The organism is Emticicia sp. W12TSBA100-4, from assembly GCF_040253585.1.
Classification (GTDB): Bacteria; Bacteroidota; Bacteroidia; order Cytophagales; family Spirosomataceae; genus Emticicia.
The window spans coordinates 1-19,803 of sequence record NZ_JBELAU010000029.1 but is presented as its reverse complement, the minus strand read 5'-3'; the positions used below and the strand labels follow the sequence as shown (position 1 = coordinate 19,803).

Below are 19,803 nucleotides of genomic sequence, written 5' to 3'. Positions count from 1 at the left end.
TTATAGAAGGAGCTTGAATACTCGAGCTAAACGAATTAGGCCCTGTCCAAGTGTAACTTGTCATTGCAGCCACCGAGTTGAAAGTTAATGTTGTACCAACACATTTTGGTGAATCAGAGCTTGGGTTTGGAACAGGCGTAGTATAAACAATTACAACCGTTGTTGCTGTTGCTGTACTCAATCCATTCGTGACAGTAACAGTATAAGTTCCTGCAGCAGCAGCAGTGACATTTGCAATACTTGGATTTTGTGATGAGGAAGTAAATGAATTAGGCCCTGTCCATGAATAAGTCCCTCCACCCAAAGAACTTAGATTTAGTGAATTTCCTGTACAAACTGGTGAATTACTATTTGCAGTGGCCTCAGAAATGACTACCGCAGTAGTAGCTGAAGCACTACAACCGTTTGTTGTCAGTGTTACTGTATAAGTTCCTGTTGCTGCAGTTGTTACATTCGTTATACTTGGATTTTGAACACTCGAAGTAAACGAATTTGGTCCTGCCCATAGATAGGTACTTGCCGTTCCGCTCGTCAGATTTAACGTATTGGTAATATTTACTGGCGAATTACTGCCAATATTTGGCGTAGGAGTTTGATTAATTGTTACCGCTGTAGTTGCCGATGCTGAACAGCCATTTGAATTAGTAACAGTTACAGTATATATTCCTCCTTCGACGGTTGTTACATTACTTATTGAAGGGCTTTGAACGCTGGATGTGAACGAATTAGGTCCCGACCATGCATAAGTGGTCATGCCTGTAACCGAACTTAAATTTAAGGTATTTCCACTACAAACAGGTGAATTACTGCTTGGATTTGGCGTTGGACTTGCATTTACTGTAACCACCACTGAATTTGTCGCTGTACAACCATTACTTGTTATCGTAACTATGTAAGTTCCTGTTGCGGCTATAGTTGTATTCGCAATACTTGGATTTTGCAGTGATGATGTAAAGGAATTAGGACCACTCCACAAGTAGGTATCTCCTCCACTTGATGTTAAATTCAACGAACTTCCACTACAAATTGGGCTATTACTTCCGATACTTGCTGTTGGTGTTTGATTTATAGTAACACTTAGTGTTGCCGAAGCCGTACATCCAAAACTATTCGTTTGGGTAATGGTATAAATACCACTTGCTGCGGTTGTTACGCTTGTAATACTTGGATTTCGTAAGGATGAAGTAAATGTGTTTGGTCCAGCCCATAAATAACTCGTACTTGCTGCCGATGATAAATTGAGTGTATTTCCACTACAAACGGGTGAATTACTTGATGGAGCAGGCACAGGTAAAGCATTTACGGTAATCAAACCAGTGTTTACTCTTGTACTTTCGCATTCACCTACTTTACAAGATGCTTGATAGGTGGTATTGCTTGATGGTGATTGACTCAGTGGTCTGCCTGTTCCAATTAAACTCGCTGTTGCAGCAGCATTGTACCACTGCACCTCTCCACTTGAACATGTGGCTGATAATGAAACTGACTGACCATTGCATATTGATGTAGCTGATGTTACGCCAGTTGGTGGTGGAATAACAACATTAGTAGTTGTAGTGTTAGAGGTTATTGTCGAAATATTACTACCTGAAACCGATGCGGTATTTGTAATAGCACAAGTACTTGGTGAGTTACTTATGACGGCACTAAATGTTATAGTTGTGCTTTTGCCCGCTGGAAGTGTAAAGCCACTACCTGCACCTGCAACCGATATAGTTTCTCCAGCATTAATATCAGCTACCGAATTTTGTGTAGCCGATATTGCTAAATCATCAGCATCAGTCGTTTTTTCGGTTTGCTTAGATTCTACTGTTGATATAGCTTCTTGTGCTGTTAGACTATCTTTTAACGTCTCTTTTTTTATCGCAGCTAAACGAGCATTTTCATTACTAATTTCTTCTATTTGTTTATTATCTGCAAGTAGGGCAACAAATGCTGGTGGGTTTAGTGGTGCAATACAAGTATTGGCTGCTACCATTGTAACGGTTGAGCCAGACCTTACTGATACAATCCCACCATTTCCAGTTGTTGGAGTATTGCCATTGGCATTCCAAGCCGTTGCAGCATCTGTACTACCTTCTAATCTGATTGCACTTGTTGCACCAAATGTAGAAAGTCTGAAGTGACCGTTTATACCGTTAGTAGATGTTATATTCGACGCAACTCTGGCACAAACAATATTTTGCGAAGCAGTAGTATTTCCTGCTTCAATAAAAATACATCTACCAGTTGAATTTGGGTCAGGATAATTCAAAGCCACCGTGTTTCCTGTAATTATGGCATCGATTCGGCCATTTCCTGTGTGAGTAGGTAATGTACTTCTATTATCGACCATAATACCGTTGGATTGTGGTAATCCTGAGATATTATTTCCTGTAATTGTGCTATATCCTTTTGCATCATCTTGTCCGAAGATTTCAATTCCTCTAAAGACTCCAACAATACCTCCAGATTTATATGTTACGGTGTTATTGGTAAATTTTGCATGTATGGTAGATTGTTCAGTAGGGGCAATTGTTACAACATTTCCCCCATTGGCCGAAAGTTTCGTGTTATCGTGGATATTGGTATAAATCGTACTCGTTTCATTACTCGTTATTTCAATAGCTGTGCCTACGTCATTTGGTGTTGTTACTGCATTTACCGGGTCTATCGAACAACCTGTTATTTCATAACTACCCGTAGAAGTATCATTATTAATTGCCTTGATAGCATCAGCTCCAATTTTATTTAATGTACAATTAGAAACTGTGATATACGTTTTGCCAGTGCCAAAAGTATTAGCCAAAATACCCGTTCCTACTACTGCCGAGGCTGTTCCTGCAGGGGTTGTCTGCGTATCCGAAATATTTGAATTGCTAATCGTTAAATTTAGATTAACACTTGTATTAAAGATACTAATCAAATGCTCATTTGCACGAGTGATGGTCGAACCAGTTATTGAGCATGTACCAGAAAGATTAGTAAAGGCAATTGCACCTTCATTAACATTATTTCCTGAATTATTTACTGTACAATTGGTCATCGAAAAATTGCTGACGTTATGACCAGAAATTCCTCTTTGAACACTCCCTGTAATGCTAATATTATCGAGTGTAAGGCTACTCACATCCTTTGCCACAATACCTCCATTAGAAACCGAATAATCAGTACTACTCAAGGTAGCATCAGTGGTACTTGCATTGACAAAATTCATGTTTTTGAGGGTAATATTTGAAACATTATTCAAATCTACCCCCTTCTCAGTTACGTTTGTAATCGTACCACCCGAGCCAGCGGTAGTCCCCGAACCATTAACTGTAAACGAACCTGAGGTATTTGTTAACTTTAATGCAGAAGTTTGAGCGGTACCTGTTTTTGTTACACTTGTCAAAACCATTGCCAAAGGTGCTTTAGATACACTGCTAACCCCCGAGATAGTTATAACATTAGCGGCATTTGAACTAATTGTCCCACTTGTACATGTAATTGTCCCACTTTGTCCAGCCGTATTTATCGCATTTTGCCCATTTCCAGCTGTAATGTCTAAGCTGCCAAAAGTAAAACTTGCACTATTACTACCTAATGACAATGAACTCCCTGAACCCCCTGATAAACTCGTATTTCCACCACTAAAAGAACCGCTACAAGTTTGAATAGATATTGAGTTTAAAACACTATTAGTCGATGTTATACTTGTAAAATCTAAATTAAGTACTCCAGTACTGAGGCTTAAGGCGTCTCCATTTCCTGTTAATGCCATTTCAGTTGTAGTCAATGTGCCAAAATTTGTACCCGCAATATCTCTGGTACTATTACCCATATCAAACCCACGAAGGGTATTGTTCGAATTCAAAGTAATGGTTATACCACTACTCGTCAGAGTTGGTTTTGTTCCGCTTGTTGATGGCAAAGTATTGGTATAAGATTGAACCGTTGCACCGGCAAAACTTGCTAATCCTACGGTTGCACCTTGCCCAAGTACTTTTTGCCCTGCTTTGAGGGTAGCTGCACCCGAATATGTTCCTGAATACACAAAAATCGTTTGGTTTGCCGCTGGGTCTGTTGCACCAGTTAGAGCGTTGGCAGTAGCAAAGTTTGACCAATCTTTAAATGGGCTTGCCAAAGTACCGTTACCATTTGTAGCTGCTGCAATATCGACAAACCATATTGGAGCCGAAACCGTCAGCGTTACGGTATTATTAGTAGAAGTTGTACCGTTGGTGCTTGTTACTGTATATATAAAACTATCAGTGCCACTAAATCCAGCATTAGGTGTGTAGGTAAATGACCCATTGGAAGATAAACTTAGGGTTCCGTTGGCAACATTCGTTGAAACTGCCACCGTAATAGAAGTCCCATCGGGGCTGACATCATTTACCAAAACGCCATATTCAACGGGTACTGTTATTCCTACATTTCCTATCACATTGTAAGTGTCATTCACGCCAATTGGTGTTGCTTTTACCGAACCCGCTACTAATGTAAGGTTTGAGTTAAGCACATCTGAAAAAGAAACATCCGTAGCATTGTTGCCTGCTCCAGAAGCCGCTGTATTGCTCAATACTACGGTATAGTTGAGTTGTCCGCCTGGAGTTGCATTTCCGCCACCTTGCACCGCAACACTTTTTTCTAACGTAATTGTAGGAGCTAGAGGTGCGTGTCCGTCGTGAGGATACGCTACTGAGAAGTCATTGTTTGCTTTGATACCTATTTTGGTACTTTTTACAATGATTTTTTTAGGTGTTGGTTTCGTTATTTTATTAAACGAAACATTGGCAGTACTATCTGCGTTTTCTTTAGGAACGAACCAAACAAAGAAAACCGATAAACTAATGATAAGTGGGTAAAAATACTTCATGGCAAACGATAGTTAAATTTTTTACTTTTCACGAAAAAACTGCTTCATACTTCATTCCGATTCCATCAAAGCCTTGTGGAGTCATAAAAAGTGGTATTTCACCCGCATTGGGATGCACGACGATAAATGTCCCTTGATTATAATATTCTGTTTTTTGTTCGGTACGAAAAACTATTGAAAAAGGCTTTCGTTCTAAGGGGGAATACCCACTTAGTTCGGTTAGTTCAATCAATTCTGCACCTAGTCTCACATCAGGTGTAAATTGTATGTGAAATTGCTGATTGAGCAATGTTTTAAATTCTTCGGATGAAATCTTATCTAATTCCATTGGTTAAAAATCTTGTTTCTATATTTTTTATTTTATTACTACTTCTGCTGCTTTCCACTCCATTAGGTGATATACACCATTGGTTTCACTTATTTTCTTGAAACCCAACCGCTCATATAAACCCTTTGCAGGATTAAAACTTTCAACATGGATACTCACTGGGTTGCCTATTTTTTCGGCATTTCTTAAAATATCTTGTAATATGCCTTTTCCGATTCCTTGGTTTTGCCACTTCGGTAAAAGAGCAATATCGATTATCCTGACACCTTTTTCGTGAAAATTTTGGTGGATATAAAGTCTTCCTATTGTTTCTTCATTTTTTTTTATCACGTAGAAAGCTGCTCCTACATAATTTTTTTTGTAATATTCGTGTTGTGCAAAAAACTGTTGTTCAATAAACGCTTGTTTCTGCTCAGCAGTCCAATAGATTACTTGTTGAAGTTCCTTTTCACGAGTACTACCATATATATTGCATAAAATCAAAGTGTCTTCGTTCTGAATTGGAAGTAGACTTATCGATTTGTCTGTTATTTCTATTATCATATTCTTTTAAAAATTACTTGTCAAGTTATTCACTTATGTTCTTGGTGGGAAAACTCCTTGCAAAGCAATATTGAAATAGTAAGTCAGATAAGGCATCATATTATTATGTGGCTGGTCGCCTCCTGCGGGAGCCAAAGTATTAGGACTCATAGCCACATTCGGATTTTGAGCTGCATATACATTGGCCTTTGCCGAAACCGCAAATGTTGAGGATACACTTGGAGTATTACTATTGGCCTCTTCGCTCACACTTCTGGTTTGGTGTGAGTGGGAGGGAATCTCCGACTCAAGAAGTGAGACGGTTTCGCTTCCTCCTGTTTCTCCTAAATCATGGAGCGATAAGCCTGGCCCTTGACCAGGGTGCATTGGAGCTCTACTTTGCAAATCGGGTAATGCAAAGTTTGATTTTCCGTTACCACCGTAAGTTGTCCCAAGCAGAGAAAATAAGGCTGTATTTTGCGAAAGAGGTAAAAGTTGTCCGTCGCACCATGCCCAACCTTTTGGGGCAAAATTGAACGGAAATATTCTGATTTCGGCTACAAATGGGTCTGCCATAATATTATTAGTTTTAAAGGTCTTTTGAAAAATGAATTGAATGTTTTTGAAAGAAACTGTCCAATAAATCAGGTTGGTGAAGGGAAAATACCAAACAATGAGATAATAAAATTAATACATAAATAAGGCTGGAAATTAGTGTGAGGTTGACTACCTCCAACTGAGCTTATTGCCTGTGCAATCATATTCTGATTAGGTGAATCTTCAAAATAGACATCAGCATCATTGGTTTTCGCAACCACGTTTCCAGTAGGATTTGCTGATGTTGAAGAACCAGACGATACCAAAAATGGGTGGCTGTGAGCTGGTATTTGATTTACGGTGAGCGTGATTTCTTCTGCTCCACCTGTTTCCGCTAAAATAAAACCATTCCCTTGATGTATTGGTATTCTGCCACGCATGTCGGGTAGAGCAAAAGTACTTTCTCCATCACCGCCATAAGTAGTGCCTATTAATTGAAAAAGAGTTTCGTTTTCAGAGATTGGAAGTAACTGACCTTCACAAAACATCCAACCTGCAGGAGCAAAATTTCCCGCAAACATCCTGATTTCTCCAACATAAGGTTGAGCCATAGTTATGTAATAAGTTTAGAAGCGTTGAATAAATTAGTTGGGTGATGGGAAAATACCTTGCAATGCAATACAAAAACTCAGAGTCAAAAATGGCTGCATATTTAAGTGAGCCTGACTCCCACCAACATTTGTAACTGTGGCAGGGTTAATAGCTGTCAATGATGCTGCTGGTCCATACAACTGTGCAGGGTTGGTCGTTGAAAATGCTGTATTAATAGGACTTGATACATTCCCCGAAAAATTGCTTGTTGAATAGCCATTCATCACGTGTGTATGAGTTGGCAATTCTGAAATACTGAGTGTATGTGCTTGTTCTCCTCCACGTTCACCAAGTGTATGTCCACTACCCACATGAATTGGTGTTCTGCCTCGGTTATCAGGTAAGGCAAAATTTACTCTACCATCACCGCCAAAGGTAGTGCCGAGTAATGAAAAAAGTCCTTGATTTTGGTTGATTGGGAGTAATTGTCCATTGCATAATGCCCAGCCTTTGGGTGCAAATACGAAGGACATAATCCTAATTTCAGAGAGAAATGGTTCCGCCATAGCTATTAAGTTTGAATGGTCATAAAGGATATGAAATAAGTAAATTCAAATGTATAGAGATTAATGCTTCAATTTATAGGTATAAATGCCTATTTTGGATGTCGTTTTATAAAACCAATCTGTTCTAAAATATTTAGTTTTTGAAAATTAGGCAACAACATAGCTCCCTCACAATTTTTGTAAGGTTTGATCCTATAAAATGCATTTTAGTTAAATTTTCTTTGGTAGGTTAGTTTGGTGCTATCTCTCATTCACCATACTCTTTAATAAATCAAACTACTATTCGTTTTTGTCCTTCCTTAAGCATAGGTGAGTGCTTGATTCTTCTTAAAAAAACAGAAACTTACACCAATTTTTGTTTCAATGAACTTAAAGGATTTACCGTAAAAAAGTTGTTATTCTGTGTAAGTTGATTTAAGTAAAAAACTGATTTTGTAATGATCTCAATCTTTGATAGGTTGCATTGAAAAGGTTCGTATAAAGTTGCTTTACTAAATAATTTTTGCGGTGATTCTGAAACGTCTTCTTCAATTTCCAAAAGAAAAGTGTTGTTAGAATTACAAATACTTTTCAAATAGTTTATTGTATTTTCATCTAAGTTTGCTTGGTTGATTATCAAAATTGTTTTATAGAGTAACTCATTTTCAAGCTTTATGAAATCATTTGGCGTACTTGAGTGAACATAAAGTATGTCGGCTTGTAAATGATTTTCTTTTAGAATAAATTCATGATTCACAGAAAAATGCTTACCAATTCTTAAGATTGTTTCGGATGGAGTGTTAAAAAAAACAATACTTATCTTGTCTTTTATGGTAGATTTACCAAACGTAACATTCGGTGCAAAGGCGATAACAGCGGCACTCAAAGAGAATTTCTTGAGGAACTGTCTTCTGTTTTTTGGTTTTATCGTCAGGTTCATGGTAGATAGATACACAATAACTCATTATGCCATTAGCATAATATTTATTGATGAGATTAGAAAAATACAAAAACTTACAAACTAACAGCAAGTGGAGTTTTAAGAAACAGCAGAGTTTTAAAATATGCTTTTAGGAATGTATTGATTTGTTTGATACTCCCAAACAACTACTTAATGAACAGCAAAAGGAGAAACCCATTTAAGGTTTGAATACGACAAATATATAAATATTTCTTTAAAAAAAAATATTTTTCAAAGAATTTAAAATCGAAATAAAATAGATTGATTAATGCTCAAAAGTTTAGGAGTTAGATAAATCATGGTAATTTAAGACAAAAGAGGTGATAAATTATTAAATAATTTATCACCTCTTTTGTCTTAAAAAAAGAATTATTTTGCTGGAGTAGGAGCAGGAGTTGTACCTGTCGCTGGTGTGCCAGTTGCGGGAGCTGTTGCTGGTGCAGCGGCTGGAGCAGTTGGACGAGCTGTTGCTTTTTCTACATTTAAGCCGTTATCATTGGCTGCGGCACCTGTTTTATCCATAAATATACCAGCTGTTAAAGCACCTACGATAATGAAGGCAAAAAAGCCCCAAGTAAGTTGCTCAAGAATATCACCAGTGCGTTGTACACCAAACATTTGTGAACCCGCACCACCAAATTCGCTTGAAAGACCACCACCTTTTGGGTTTTGAATCATAATCACTAATACTAACAAGATGGCAACAATTACCATTAAAACTAAGACTGTAGTGTACATTTTTACAATGAATGATTAACTTATGAATAATATTTTTAAATTTCCTTTTATTTAAGAAATGACAAAAAATATGCCGAAAGACTTGATAATGAATGAGTTATTTGAAAAGTGTTTTCAAAAACTATTGCATTTTTCTTTGTAAGTCAGCTATTTTTTCCGCAAAGTAAGCACTTTTTTCGGGATTTTTTACTAAAAGTTTCTTATAAACTTCAATTGCTTGATCAAAACGACCTTGACGAGATAAAATCTTGGCATAACTTTCGGTTAGAAGTGGCCCTTTGAGAGTTGTACTACGCTCGCTCAAATCTTCTACTTCTTCGTTGATTCCGCCTTGTCTGATTGGCTGAATGCGTGGTTCTTTTTTAATAAATTGTTCAATAATGGCCAATTGTTCGTCTTGAATATTTCTTAATGCTGGTTTTGCAATAGATTCTATTAATTCTTCTTCCAATTTCTCACGGTTTAATTCTTCTTCAATAGTTCCTTGCGAAAATTTATGCTCGATTGGAATTTCTGATATTCTGATAGTCGGTACAGAATTCCAATCCATGTCATTTTCGATTACTTTTCTTAGTGCATTTCTGCTGAGTGCATAGATTGCAGCTTTCCGAACAGCATCTTGGGCAATTTCGGGTGCTTTTGTATAAATTCCTTTGGCAATGAGCGTATAACCCAACTGAAAATACGGAAACTTTTTAGTTGCGTTTTCCATCAGCATTATATCATTGAGTGATAATGCCTGAGGGTTGCTCATGTAATCTATAAAATTATTTTTATCAAGCATTTTTAGTGAAATTAAGAATTAAGAGTGTAGAATGAAGAATTACATGAGCAGTCAAGATGCCAAGTCTTCAATTTTTAATTCTTAATTCATCATTCTTAATTAAAGGTTACCATTGTGCGGCTGTATCGGTAAAAATATTTAGCACGAGTTGGTCAATTATTTTAGGAACTAAACTACTTTCTACTTGTGAAAGGTTTTGTTCTTGTGGAAAATCTTGATAAAAAGAAAATTCTTTTTCAAAACTTTCGTCTTCGTATTTAGCATTAACAAATCTAACTTCTACTCTTATTGTCAGTCTATTTAGTGCCGCTTTGTCACCAGATGTTGCCGAAACAGGCGTTAATTCATAACCTACAATCGTACTTTCGAGTAGTAAGTCTGCATCACTCGGCTTGAGTTTTAGACTCGTATTACGCTGGTAATATTCTTTCAGTTTTTCTGTGAATGTTAGTGTAAGATTTGCAGGACCACCAGCGGTTCCCATCGCTACATTCTGAATCGTAATCGTCTTTAAGTCGTCTTTGAGCGTTGTACCAGTGAAAGAGTAAACTCTACAACCAATTAAGCATGAAGAATTGAGGAGTAAAAATGCTGGAATAAAGTAAGAATTTAAAGTTTGCTTTATGGAGAATTTATAATTCTCCATTCTCCATTTTACATTCTTAATTAAAAAACTATTCATCTTCAATATCATATTGTTTGATTTTTCGGTAAAGTGTACGTTCTGAAATCCCCAAATCTAAAGCGGCATATTTGCGTTTGAAGTTGTTTTTCTTCAAAGCCCGAACAATCATTTCTTTTTCTTGCTTTTCGAGAGAATACGAATTTTCTTCGGTTTCATGCGAAATATCTTCAATATTTATCCTGTCACCCTGTAAGCTATCAATTTTGATAATGTTTTGATTATCAATGGGTTGGTAGTTCGGGTAGTTCGTTTGCTGTGGCGGATTATAAACAGTTGGAGGTATTAAAGCCACACTATCTTCTTGGTGAATATCTTCAAATAAGCCTTGATGTTGCTGCAAAATATCTGCATTCATCGAAACACTACCTGCCTGCCCGCCTTGCATGAGCGAAAGTACTAATTTTTTTAAATCAGTCATATCTTTTCGCATATCAAACAACACTTTATAGAGTAAATCTCGTTCCGAAAAATTGTTGTCGTTTCCACCATTTAAGCCTTTCAATAGGGTAGGAAGGCCGCTTGATTGTTCACGAGGTAAATATTTTGCCAGAATTTCGGCCGAAACGAGGCGTTCAAATTCAAGAATCGTGATTTGTTCGGCAATATTTTTTAGCTGACGAATATTTCCTGGAAAACGAAAGTTCATCAACATTTGCGACGCACTTTCGGTCAAATCAATTGGACGTATATGATTTTTTTCAGCAAAATCAGTTGAGAATTTTCTGAAAAGTAGTTCAATATCGTAGCCACGCTCACGAAGTGAAGGAACTCTAATAGGAACTGTATTGAGACGATAGTATAAATCTTCACGGAATCGCCCACGCTCAATAGCATCAAGCAGATTTACGTTGGTAGCAGCTACCACACGCACATCGGTTTTCTTTACTTTTGATGAACCGACTGGAATAAATTCGCCGTTTTCGAGTACACGAAGCAACCGTGCTTGTGTTCCGATAGGCATTTCGGCAATTTCATCTAAGAAAATCGTACCCGTACTGGTTGTTTCAAAATATCCTTTTCGGTCGTCTATTGCTCCAGTAAATGAGCCTTTTATGTGGCCAAAAAGTTCAGAGTCAATCGTTCCTTCCGGAATCGCTCCGCAGTTAATGGCTATAAATGGCCCATGTTTGCGAGAGCTAAGTGCATGAATTATCTTTGAAAACGATTCTTTTCCACTGCCACTCTCGCCATTTATCAAAACCGTCAGGTCGGTAGGTGCTACCTGTATCGCCACACTGAGTGCGTGGTTCAATGCAGGGGCATTTCCGATAATGCCGAAGCGATTTTTGACTGACTGTAATTCTGCGTTGTTGCTCATTTTAATTAGCTTTTAGCAGTTGGCTTTTAGCTATTAGTTTATTTCAAAAATACAATTACCTTTGGTAATGATGATTATTCTACAATGTGTCCAATCAAGGTTGCCGACGAACATTCGGTTACTAAAACATTTACATAATCGCCTTTTTGAAAATTCTCTCTTGGGAAAATTATCATTTTGTTTTGGTCGTTTCTACCCGAAAGGTGTTCCTGCGAACGCTTCGAGAAACCTTCTACCAATACTTTATAAACTTTTCCGACTGACAGTTGATTACGTTCTAAAGAGTGTTCACGTTGGCGAGCTATAATTTCAGCCAATCGACGGCTTTTTACATCATCTGGCACATCATCTGTTAATTTCTTAGCGGCTGGAGTATTGGGTCTTTCGGAGTAGGCAAACATATAACCGTAGTCATATCTCACGTAGTCCATCAACGAAAGTGTATCTTGGTGGTCTTCTTCGGTTTCAGTGCAGAAGCCAGCAATCATATCTTGCGAAATACCACATTCTTCTCCCAAAATCTCACGAATACGGTCGATTTTTCCCATGTACCACTCACGGTCGTAGGTACGATTCATCAATTCCAGAATACGGCTACTACCACTTTGAGCAGGTAGGTGAATGTATTTACAGATATTATCGTACTTTTTCATAGTGTAAAGTACTTCGTCGGTAATATCTTTCGGGTGAGATGTCGAGAAACGAACTCTTAAATCTGGACTAACTAATGCTACCATTTCGAGCAGGTTTGCAAAAGTAACTGTCGACTCATCAGCTGATTGCCATTTATACGAATCAACATTTTGTCCCAAAAGAGTCACTTCTTTATAGCCTTGATTGAATAAATCGGTCGCCTCTTTGACAATTGAGTTGGCATCTCGGCTGCGTTCACGTCCACGAGTGTAAGGCACAACGCAGAAACTACACATATTATCACAGCCACGCATGATGCTAATAAAAGCCGTTACACCATTAGAATCCAAACGAATTGGGGTAATATCGGCGTAAGTTTCTTCACGAGAAAGAAAAACGTTTACAGCTTTGTGCCCTTCTTCCACTTCGTTGATAAGGTTTGGCAAATCACGATAAGCATCGGGACCAACAACCATGTCAACAATTTTTTCTTCTTCCAATAATTTAGTTTTCAGACGCTCGGCCATACAGCCCAAAATACCGATTTTAACATTCTTACGTTTGTTTTTCATCGGCACAAGGTGCTGAAGGCGATGACGCACTTTCTGCTCGGCGTTTTCACGGATAGCACAAGTATTGAGCAATATTAACTCAGCTTCTTCGATTTTTGAAGTGGTAGCAAAATCATTTTCTCGTAGAATAGAAGCTACAATCTCGCTATCGGCAAAGTTCATCTGACACCCATAACTTTCAATATAGAGTTTGCGAGAAGCCGTACTCTTTTCGTCTTCACTGATGCGAGCCACATCAAGGTCTTTCTTATCTTCTTCGTTAAGAATCTTTAATGAGTTTGTAACTAATTCCATGTTATTTTTGAGTGTAAATGTTCAATTTTGGAAATTGAACTACAAAATTACAACAATACTGACAGATTGTCAGTTTAAAATAACTTAATTTTTTAGTGGAAAGTTTTTTAATGCTTAAAACAGCTGATGAAAGGAGAATTTTGAGGAATAAACCAGAGTTGTAGTAAAGCAAAAGAGCAATGCTAAATAACTTAACATTGCTCCTTGTTGATTCGTTTAAATAAAATTTTAGAATGTACACCCGCCAATCTGTGCTTTAAATACACTTTGATTATCAGCTCTAAAACCAGGTTTAAGTAAAATAGACTTACCTGCTTCGTAAGTGATAGTTGTATTTGTAAGAATAGTATTCTTGGCAACAACCTGATGAGAAACATTTGCATTTAGGCCGTCAGAGCTACTTTTGAGAATCGTTGGTACACAAGGAATGAAATTACAAGTTGAAGGTGCGAGTAGTTCATCTTGGTAAAGTTTTTTTACTTCAGCATCATACATTACACCTTTGAAAATTTTAACATCATCTATTTTTCCATCGAAATAGCTGCTTGTTCCATCTCTAAAACCAATATAGTTTAGACCCGAAAAGGCAGAGTTGGTAATGTTACCTAATCTTCCTCCTTCCAAAACTCCATTAACATATAGTTTTACATTTCCTCCTTCAATGACAGCGGCTACATGATACCATTGATTTGCCGTATTGGCAGTGTTGATAAATGGTGAGTTGCCTGTATTACCACTGTTGTAAAATACCAATGATGTTGCAGGAGAACCATAGTAGGTATATTGCAGAACTCTGTTGTTTCCTAATGAGACAACTGCTCTTTGAGGAACTCCGGCACTTGGTAGATTAGTTGAGTTTATCCAAGCTGAAATCGTGAACTGCCTGTTTTGAAAGTCGGTGGTTTGAGGTAATAGAATGGAGTCATTCCCATCGAATAGGTATGCTGAATTTGAATTTCCAAATCTATCAGTAGTTAAAGTGGCCCCATTTACCACACCATGATAATTATTTTTAGAGTCGTTTGCATTATTATTAAATGGGTAACAAGCAATCAATTCGGCTTGTCGAGTAGGAACGGTATATTGACAATAATCAGAATGATACAGTTCCTCTATTTCTGAATCATTTAAATTACCTTTTAGGATTTTAACATCGTCAATCCAGCCTTTAAAATAAGCAAATGGAGAAGCCGAAGTAAAACTTGCCCCAATCGACCCATTTACTACTGAGCCATAAAACGGAGCAGAACCACCAGAGTAAATTCTAATGACTTGTTTTCCATCGATATATAATTTAAGACTATCTGTCGAACGAACTGCCGAGATGTGATACCACTTAGTCGTATCAACGGCAAAGTTTATTGCATTGAGTGTTACACCGTTACTTCCTGTTGAGGAAAATAACCAAGCGGCTTGGTCGTAAGTTTCTGATGAGTTGGTAATACTTAATTTCTGTTCAAAGCCACTTCCCATCAATCCCAAAATTGTAGCCTGCTCTCCAAAATTTGGAAGAAAACGTGGTTTCACCCAAGCCGACATTGTGTAGGTTGGGTTTGTGAGTGCATTAGTTTGAAGCAAAATATTATCATTTCCATCAAAATAGTAAGCCGAATTACTTTTACCATATCTATCTTTTGATAATGTAATACCTCCTTGAGATGAATAGCTGCCTCCGACCTCATCTAAACTATTACCATTGAACGGAAAGCATGATAGTAATTGCTTAGACGCTTGTACCGTAACTACTGCATTTCCTGAAATAATGCCATTACCACATGTATTTGAAATAGAACTAATGGTATATGTAGTGTTTCCGTACGGTGCAACGTTAATGTTAATAGGAGATGAGTTAGCAACTCCAGTCACGCCGTTCGATAAAGTATATGTTATTGGGAAAGAACCAGTAAAAGCAATTGAAATATTCGTAGAATTACCATCTTGAATGTTTGAGGTGCCAGACATTGTAGCAGCCGATGGCCCTTGAATATTTATTAAAATTTCGTTATAACTGATAAGGTTAGGGTTACTGGCTCTTATTCTTACTTTATAATTGTTCCCAACAACAGAATTGCTCGGAATTGTACAGTTGATAGAAGTTGTATTACTTGTTCCTATTGCAATTGGGCTACTAAAAGACCCATTGACATCAGAAAGCTCAGCTGTATAAGTATTTCCAGTATTGGCTATGTAATTGCCAACTAAGAAATTTAATGTGAATGATGTACCTTTACAAATATTTGTTGTTGTTAAGGCTTGCAATACCAAGAGAGCAGAATTTTCAATATTAGTAGGACAACCAACCTTCGCATTGAATAAGGCTGACACTTCTGCTTGATTTAATTCTTCTTTATAAATCATTACATCATCAATTTCACCATGAAAGTATTGAGTTCCACTAATACGACGTCCGATTTGTCCTATTATTGGTGAATTGTAAGTAGGTGTTCCTGATGTACTGATAGTACTAACTAAATTTCCATCAACATAATATTTTATAGTGTTATTATTCAATACACCAACAACGTGTTTCCAAGGTGCATTAGTACTCGCTTGAAAATTTACTGTATAGCTGGAGTTGGAAGGAGTTACACCGCTGGTTGCCAGTTGGAGTGTAGAAGTAGCTACCGAACTATTGTATGCAAATAAAAGTGACTGGTCGCCACCCAAATTACCCAATGACAAAATTGAGCGAGAAGGATTTCCACTAATAGTAGGCATACTGTAAGGTTTTACCCAAGCTGAAAATGAATAACTTGGATTATTGAGGTTAGCGGTTGGAATAGACACATATTCACTTGTACCATTAAGTAAATAGGCACTACTTGCATTGCCAAATCTATCGCTGATAAAATTGCCACCAGAGGCAGTTCCATTATTGGAGCTTTTACCGTCGTTAGTATTACCCGAAAAGGAATAGCAAGATACTAATCGTTTATCAGCGATTGATATTGGTTGGGTGTTAAAACTTGTGATAGCAGGGTTGGTCGAAACTACTCTAATCTGATACAAATTACTAAACGGTAGATTTGCAGGAAGCACTGCGGCAATTGTGGTGCTTGTTCCAGTTCCAATTGTAGTGACAGTATGAAAATGCCCGTCTGACTCAGATAATTGTACTTCAAACTGATTCCCAGCATTAGTCATCAATGAACTTAAAGTTATTTCAACGTTAAATGGTGTACCAATTGTAACTTTACCATTGACTGGTTTTACTGCAATCAGAGGAGAATTAACAATATTATTGGGGCAAGCATTTGGCGTTTGATATAATGCTAAAACTTCGGCATCGTTTATACCCTCCTTTATAAACATTATATCATCAATCTCTCCATGAAAGAACTGTGAAACATTTAATCTTGCCCCAATAGTTCCTATTACTGGAGTGGCATAAGAAGTACTGCCTGTTGTATTAAAAGAGCTAACAAGGTTTCCGTCTATGTAATATTTTACGTTATTTCCCTGTAAAGTATAAACTACGTGTTTCCAAGGAGCAGTTGAGCCTAATTGAAAGTTTATAGGTGTATATGGTGAAGATAATGCTGTATGACCATAACCAATCAATCCAATACTATACACACCGTTGACTGAAAAAAAGCCTGCAGCTTGGTCTGCACCTACATTTCCAATATTAGTGATTATGGCTGGAGTAGGTGAAGTAGTGGGTAAGCTATAAGGTTTGACCCAAGCCGATATTGAATAATTGGCATTATTGAGCCCATTAGCTGGAATTGAGATATAGTTGCTTGTACCATCAAGTAAATAGGCACTATTGGCTAAACCAAACCTATTATTAGTATATGTTCCTCCATTTGCAGTACCATTATTGTTTCCGCTATTATCATTAACATTTCCAGTAAATGGATAACATGAGATAATGGCTTTTCCACTTGGAGCTGGGACTATGATATTATAACTACAACTCGTAGATAAGTTAGTAGGGTCTGTAAAGGTTGTATTGACAGTATATGTGCCTGATTGTGAAATTGAGGGTGTCCAACTATACGTGATTGAATTTCCATTTATAACCGAAGACATACCATTTGGCTGTCCTTGATTTGTTATCGTCAGTGCTTGTCCTTCGGGGTCAGTTGCACTAAGATTAATCGTAAAGAGAGTTCCGATATCTACAGTATTGGTAGAATTTCCATTTAACAGACAAATTGGATACTGAGGGCCACCATTTGTTATTTTAATGATGATGTCTAACTCTGTCTTAGTTATTCCATCATTTCCCGTCATGAGTATCTTCATAAACCACTCTTGTCCAACCGCTGCACCTGTTGTATTCCATTGCAAAAGCCCCGATGAAGAAACAGTCGCTGAATTTCCACCAGCAGACGGTAAATAAGCAGTACTTTGAATGGCACCTACTGAGTAAGTCAGATTACCATTGTTAGGCTCACTACCAGTTAACTGAAACTGATTGTTAGAGTTTATTGGCATTGTGATTAGAAAAGGTGTATTACTTGCTGGTGAACCTATATTATTGTTAGCTAAGTTAACGATTGTAGATACTGAATAACTTGCGTCAGCTCCATTAGAAGATGTTGAAATTCGGCAACAGTCTCCGTAAGAAGCCGTAAATGGTCCATCAGAACTATAGGTGTATGTGTAAGTGTATCTATAAATCTTTTGAGTACCATTACTACCTATCTCAGTACCAGCCAGAGAAGTTCCTTCTCCATCACCAGTATAAAGATAGATGCTACCAATAAAACTTGCACTTTCCCAAACAGCATAAGTATTAAATGTTACTGTTCGTGTACCAGGAGAGCGTATCCATTCAATTTTACCTCCTCGGTAATGAGAGCCAAAAGCAGTCGAGATAAAAAGAGTGAAAATAATAAACAGGAGAGATTTGACACCAATCGTGTGAATTTGAGAGTAATTGTGTTTCATTAATTAAAAATTAAGCAGTTTTGTAAGTAAGTTGTTTTATTTAAGATTATAGTTCAATCATGATACATTTTCTTAGAAGAAAACTAATTTCAAAGAAAAGAAATTTATTGAAGGAATTAAATATTTTCTGCATATTTTGTTTCATCAAATTCAACCTTTATAAAAAAAACGATGCCTCTGTTAATCACAATTATCGGCCTAATTGTACTGATTTTACTTATTTCTTATTTCAAAATTCATACCTTTTTAGCCTTTCTGATAGTTTCGTTGGGAACAGGCTTAGCTTTAAATATGAAGCCCGAAGCCATTCTAAAATCAATTCAACAAGGCACAGGCTCGACTCTCGGATCAATTGTGGCAATCATTGCTCTTGGGGCAATGCTCGGAAAATTGGTGGCTCAAAGTGGTGCCGCTCAAAGAATCTCAACCAAAATGATGGAACTCATCGGCACAAGTCACATGCGTTGGGCATTTATGATTACAGGCTTTATTGTTGGTTTGCCGCTATTCTATTCAGTTGGATTTATGTTGCTTGCTCCGTTGGTAATTACAGTGGCCTATCGTTTCAAATTGCCAGCTGTTTATATTGGTTTGCCGATGTTGGCTTCGCTTTCAGTTACACAAGGATATTTACCGCCGCATCCAGCACCTTTGGCAATCGTAAAGCAGTTTAATGCCGATATGGGGCTTACACTTTTCTACGGAATCATCGTTGCAATTCCCGCAATTTTAGTTTCGGGGGCTTTGTTTGGTTCAACTTTAAAAAAATATACGACATTACCCAATAAAGCATTCATTGCTCCCGACCTTACAGACGAAGAAATGCCTTCAACTTTTAATAGTATGCTCTCGGTTTTGTTGCCAATTATTCTTATTAGTTTTGCCACGGTTGCAGCTTCTGATCTTCCCGAAAACTCTTTTTTGCGTGAAAGCCTCTACTTCATCGGCGACCCAGTTGTGAGTATGTTTATTTCGGTCTTGGTTGGAATTTATTTGCTCGGAATCAAACAAAATAAATCAATGTCCGAAATAACCAATCTTTTGGGCGATTCGATCAAAGACGTAGCAATGCTATTTCTGATTTTTGGCGGTGCGGGTGCTTTAAAACAAGTGCTGACCGATGGAGGCGTAAGCCAATCAATTGCTGATATGATGGCAAATTCTTCGCTTCATCCTTTAATTTTGGGCTGGGGAATGGCGGCCATTATTCGAGTAGCCGTTGGTTCTTCAACGGTTTCGGGGATTACAACTGCCGGTTTTATGTTGCCTTTACTCGCGTCAACTAATACCGAACCACATTTAATGGTTTTGAGTATCGGTGCAGGAAGTATGATGTTTTCGCACGTAAACGATGCTGGTTTTTGGCTTTTCAGAGAATACTTTCAGCTTTCCATGACCGACACCCTCAAAACATGGTCAGTTATGGAAACTCTTGTGTCGGTTACTGGGCTTTTAGGAGTATTAATTTTGAAAAGTATTATTGGTTAAATGACATTTTTGACATTAATGAGATAATTATTTAATAAAATATTTTCACAAAATGATATATTTGTTCG

At 37.5% G+C, this 19,803-nt stretch carries 14 protein-coding genes; 1 reads left to right on the top strand and 13 read right to left on the bottom strand.

Annotated features, from left to right (window positions below; all coding sequences use genetic code 11):
• From ABR854_RS24990 to ABR854_RS24930, 13 genes are all read right to left on the bottom strand, one after another.
• Window positions 1-4,840 (bottom strand): beta strand repeat-containing protein (locus ABR854_RS24990; protein ID WP_350268592.1); only part of this gene is annotated, 4,840 nt, incomplete at its 3' end.
• A 28-nt stretch (window positions 4,841-4,868) separates the two neighbouring features.
• On the bottom strand, window positions 4,869-5,168 hold the full coding sequence (locus ABR854_RS24985; protein WP_350268591.1) for a DUF6916 family protein: 300 nt from the start codon (window positions 5,166-5,168) through the stop codon (window positions 4,869-4,871).
• A 27-nt stretch (window positions 5,169-5,195) separates the two neighbouring features.
• Window positions 5,196-5,711, bottom strand: coding sequence for a GNAT family N-acetyltransferase (locus ABR854_RS24980; RefSeq protein ID WP_350268590.1), 516 nt, complete (start codon window positions 5,709-5,711; stop codon window positions 5,196-5,198).
• Window positions 5,712-5,744: 33 nt separating this feature from the next.
• A complete protein-coding gene (locus tag ABR854_RS24975; protein WP_350268589.1) occupies window positions 5,745-6,266 on the bottom strand; it encodes a phage tail protein in 522 nt (173 codons plus the stop codon).
• Between the two features lie 68 nt (window positions 6,267-6,334).
• The gene (locus tag ABR854_RS24970) at window positions 6,335-6,838 is read right to left on the bottom strand and encodes a phage tail protein (RefSeq protein WP_350268588.1); all 504 of its coding nucleotides are present in this window, start codon (window positions 6,836-6,838) and stop codon (window positions 6,335-6,337) included.
• A gap of 33 nt (window positions 6,839-6,871) precedes the next feature.
• Window positions 6,872-7,384, bottom strand: coding sequence for a phage tail protein (locus ABR854_RS24965; RefSeq protein WP_350268587.1), 513 nt, complete (start codon window positions 7,382-7,384; stop codon window positions 6,872-6,874).
• A 343-nt stretch (window positions 7,385-7,727) separates the two neighbouring features.
• A complete protein-coding gene (locus ABR854_RS24960) occupies window positions 7,728-8,249 on the bottom strand; it encodes a hypothetical protein (protein WP_350268586.1) in 522 nt (173 codons plus the stop codon).
• A 444-nt stretch (window positions 8,250-8,693) separates the two neighbouring features.
• The gene (secG, locus tag ABR854_RS24955; RefSeq protein WP_350268585.1) at window positions 8,694-9,062 is read right to left on the bottom strand and encodes a preprotein translocase subunit SecG; all 369 of its coding nucleotides are present in this window, start codon (window positions 9,060-9,062) and stop codon (window positions 8,694-8,696) included.
• A 121-nt stretch (window positions 9,063-9,183) separates the two neighbouring features.
• Window positions 9,184-9,846: a DUF8458 domain-containing protein gene (locus ABR854_RS24950; RefSeq protein WP_350268584.1), complete on the bottom strand. Its 663-nt coding sequence runs from the start codon at window positions 9,844-9,846 to the stop codon at window positions 9,184-9,186.
• 106 nt (window positions 9,847-9,952) lie between these two features.
• Entirely contained in the window at window positions 9,953-10,528 is a 576-nt protein-coding gene (locus ABR854_RS24945) for an LptE family protein (protein ID WP_350268583.1), read from the bottom strand.
• The gene (locus tag ABR854_RS24940) at window positions 10,521-11,849 is read right to left on the bottom strand and encodes a sigma 54-interacting transcriptional regulator (protein ID WP_350268582.1); all 1,329 of its coding nucleotides are present in this window, start codon (window positions 11,847-11,849) and stop codon (window positions 10,521-10,523) included. The genes ABR854_RS24945 and ABR854_RS24940 overlap by 8 nt, the downstream gene beginning before the upstream one ends.
• 74 nt (window positions 11,850-11,923) lie before the next feature.
• Window positions 11,924-13,348 (bottom strand): tRNA (N6-isopentenyl adenosine(37)-C2)-methylthiotransferase MiaB, encoded by a 1,425-nt coding sequence (gene miaB / locus ABR854_RS24935; protein WP_350268581.1) that lies wholly within the window; start codon window positions 13,346-13,348, stop codon window positions 11,924-11,926.
• A gap of 228 nt (window positions 13,349-13,576) precedes the next feature.
• Window positions 13,577-18,247 carry a LamG-like jellyroll fold domain-containing protein gene (locus ABR854_RS24930; RefSeq protein ID WP_350268580.1) on the bottom strand — a complete coding sequence of 1,557 codons (4,671 nt, stop codon included), beginning with the start codon at window positions 18,245-18,247 and terminating at the stop codon, window positions 13,577-13,579.
• Window positions 18,248-18,418: 171 nt separating this feature from the next.
• Between ABR854_RS24930 and ABR854_RS24925 the strand changes: the two genes are divergently transcribed.
• Entirely contained in the window at window positions 18,419-19,735 is a 1,317-nt protein-coding gene (locus tag ABR854_RS24925) for a gluconate:H+ symporter (RefSeq protein WP_350268579.1), read from the top strand.
• Window positions 19,736-19,803: the final 68 nt, after the last annotated feature.

What these genes read in the sequence shown, in the direction of transcription:
- ABR854_RS24970 (WP_350268588.1), bottom strand. Translation starts at nt 6,838, where the DNA reads ATGGCTCAACCTTATGTTGGAGAAATCAGGATGTTTGCGGGAAATTTT.
- ABR854_RS24940 (WP_350268582.1), bottom strand. Translation starts at nt 11,849, where the DNA reads ATGAGCAACAACGCAGAATTACAGTCAGTCAAAAATCGCTTCGGCATT.
- ABR854_RS24965 (WP_350268587.1), bottom strand. Translation starts at nt 7,384, where the DNA reads ATGGCGGAACCATTTCTCTCTGAAATTAGGATTATGTCCTTCGTATTT.
- ABR854_RS24925 (WP_350268579.1), top strand. Translation starts at nt 18,419, where the DNA reads ATGCCTCTGTTAATCACAATTATCGGCCTAATTGTACTGATTTTACTT.
- miaB (WP_350268581.1), bottom strand. Translation starts at nt 13,348, where the DNA reads ATGGAATTAGTTACAAACTCATTAAAGATTCTTAACGAAGAAGATAAG.
- ABR854_RS24985 (WP_350268591.1), bottom strand. Translation starts at nt 5,168, where the DNA reads ATGGAATTAGATAAGATTTCATCCGAAGAATTTAAAACATTGCTCAAT.
- ABR854_RS24945 (WP_350268583.1), bottom strand. Translation starts at nt 10,528, where the DNA reads ATGAATAGTTTTTTAATTAAGAATGTAAAATGGAGAATGGAGAATTAT.
- ABR854_RS24975 (WP_350268589.1), bottom strand. Translation starts at nt 6,266, where the DNA reads ATGGCAGACCCATTTGTAGCCGAAATCAGAATATTTCCGTTCAATTTT.
- ABR854_RS24930 (WP_350268580.1), bottom strand. Translation starts at nt 18,247, where the DNA reads ATGAAACACAATTACTCTCAAATTCACACGATTGGTGTCAAATCTCTC.
- ABR854_RS24950 (WP_350268584.1), bottom strand. Translation starts at nt 9,846, where the DNA reads ATGCTTGATAAAAATAATTTTATAGATTACATGAGCAACCCTCAGGCA.
- secG (WP_350268585.1), bottom strand. Translation starts at nt 9,062, where the DNA reads ATGTACACTACAGTCTTAGTTTTAATGGTAATTGTTGCCATCTTGTTA.
- ABR854_RS24980 (WP_350268590.1), bottom strand. Translation starts at nt 5,711, where the DNA reads ATGATAATAGAAATAACAGACAAATCGATAAGTCTACTTCCAATTCAG.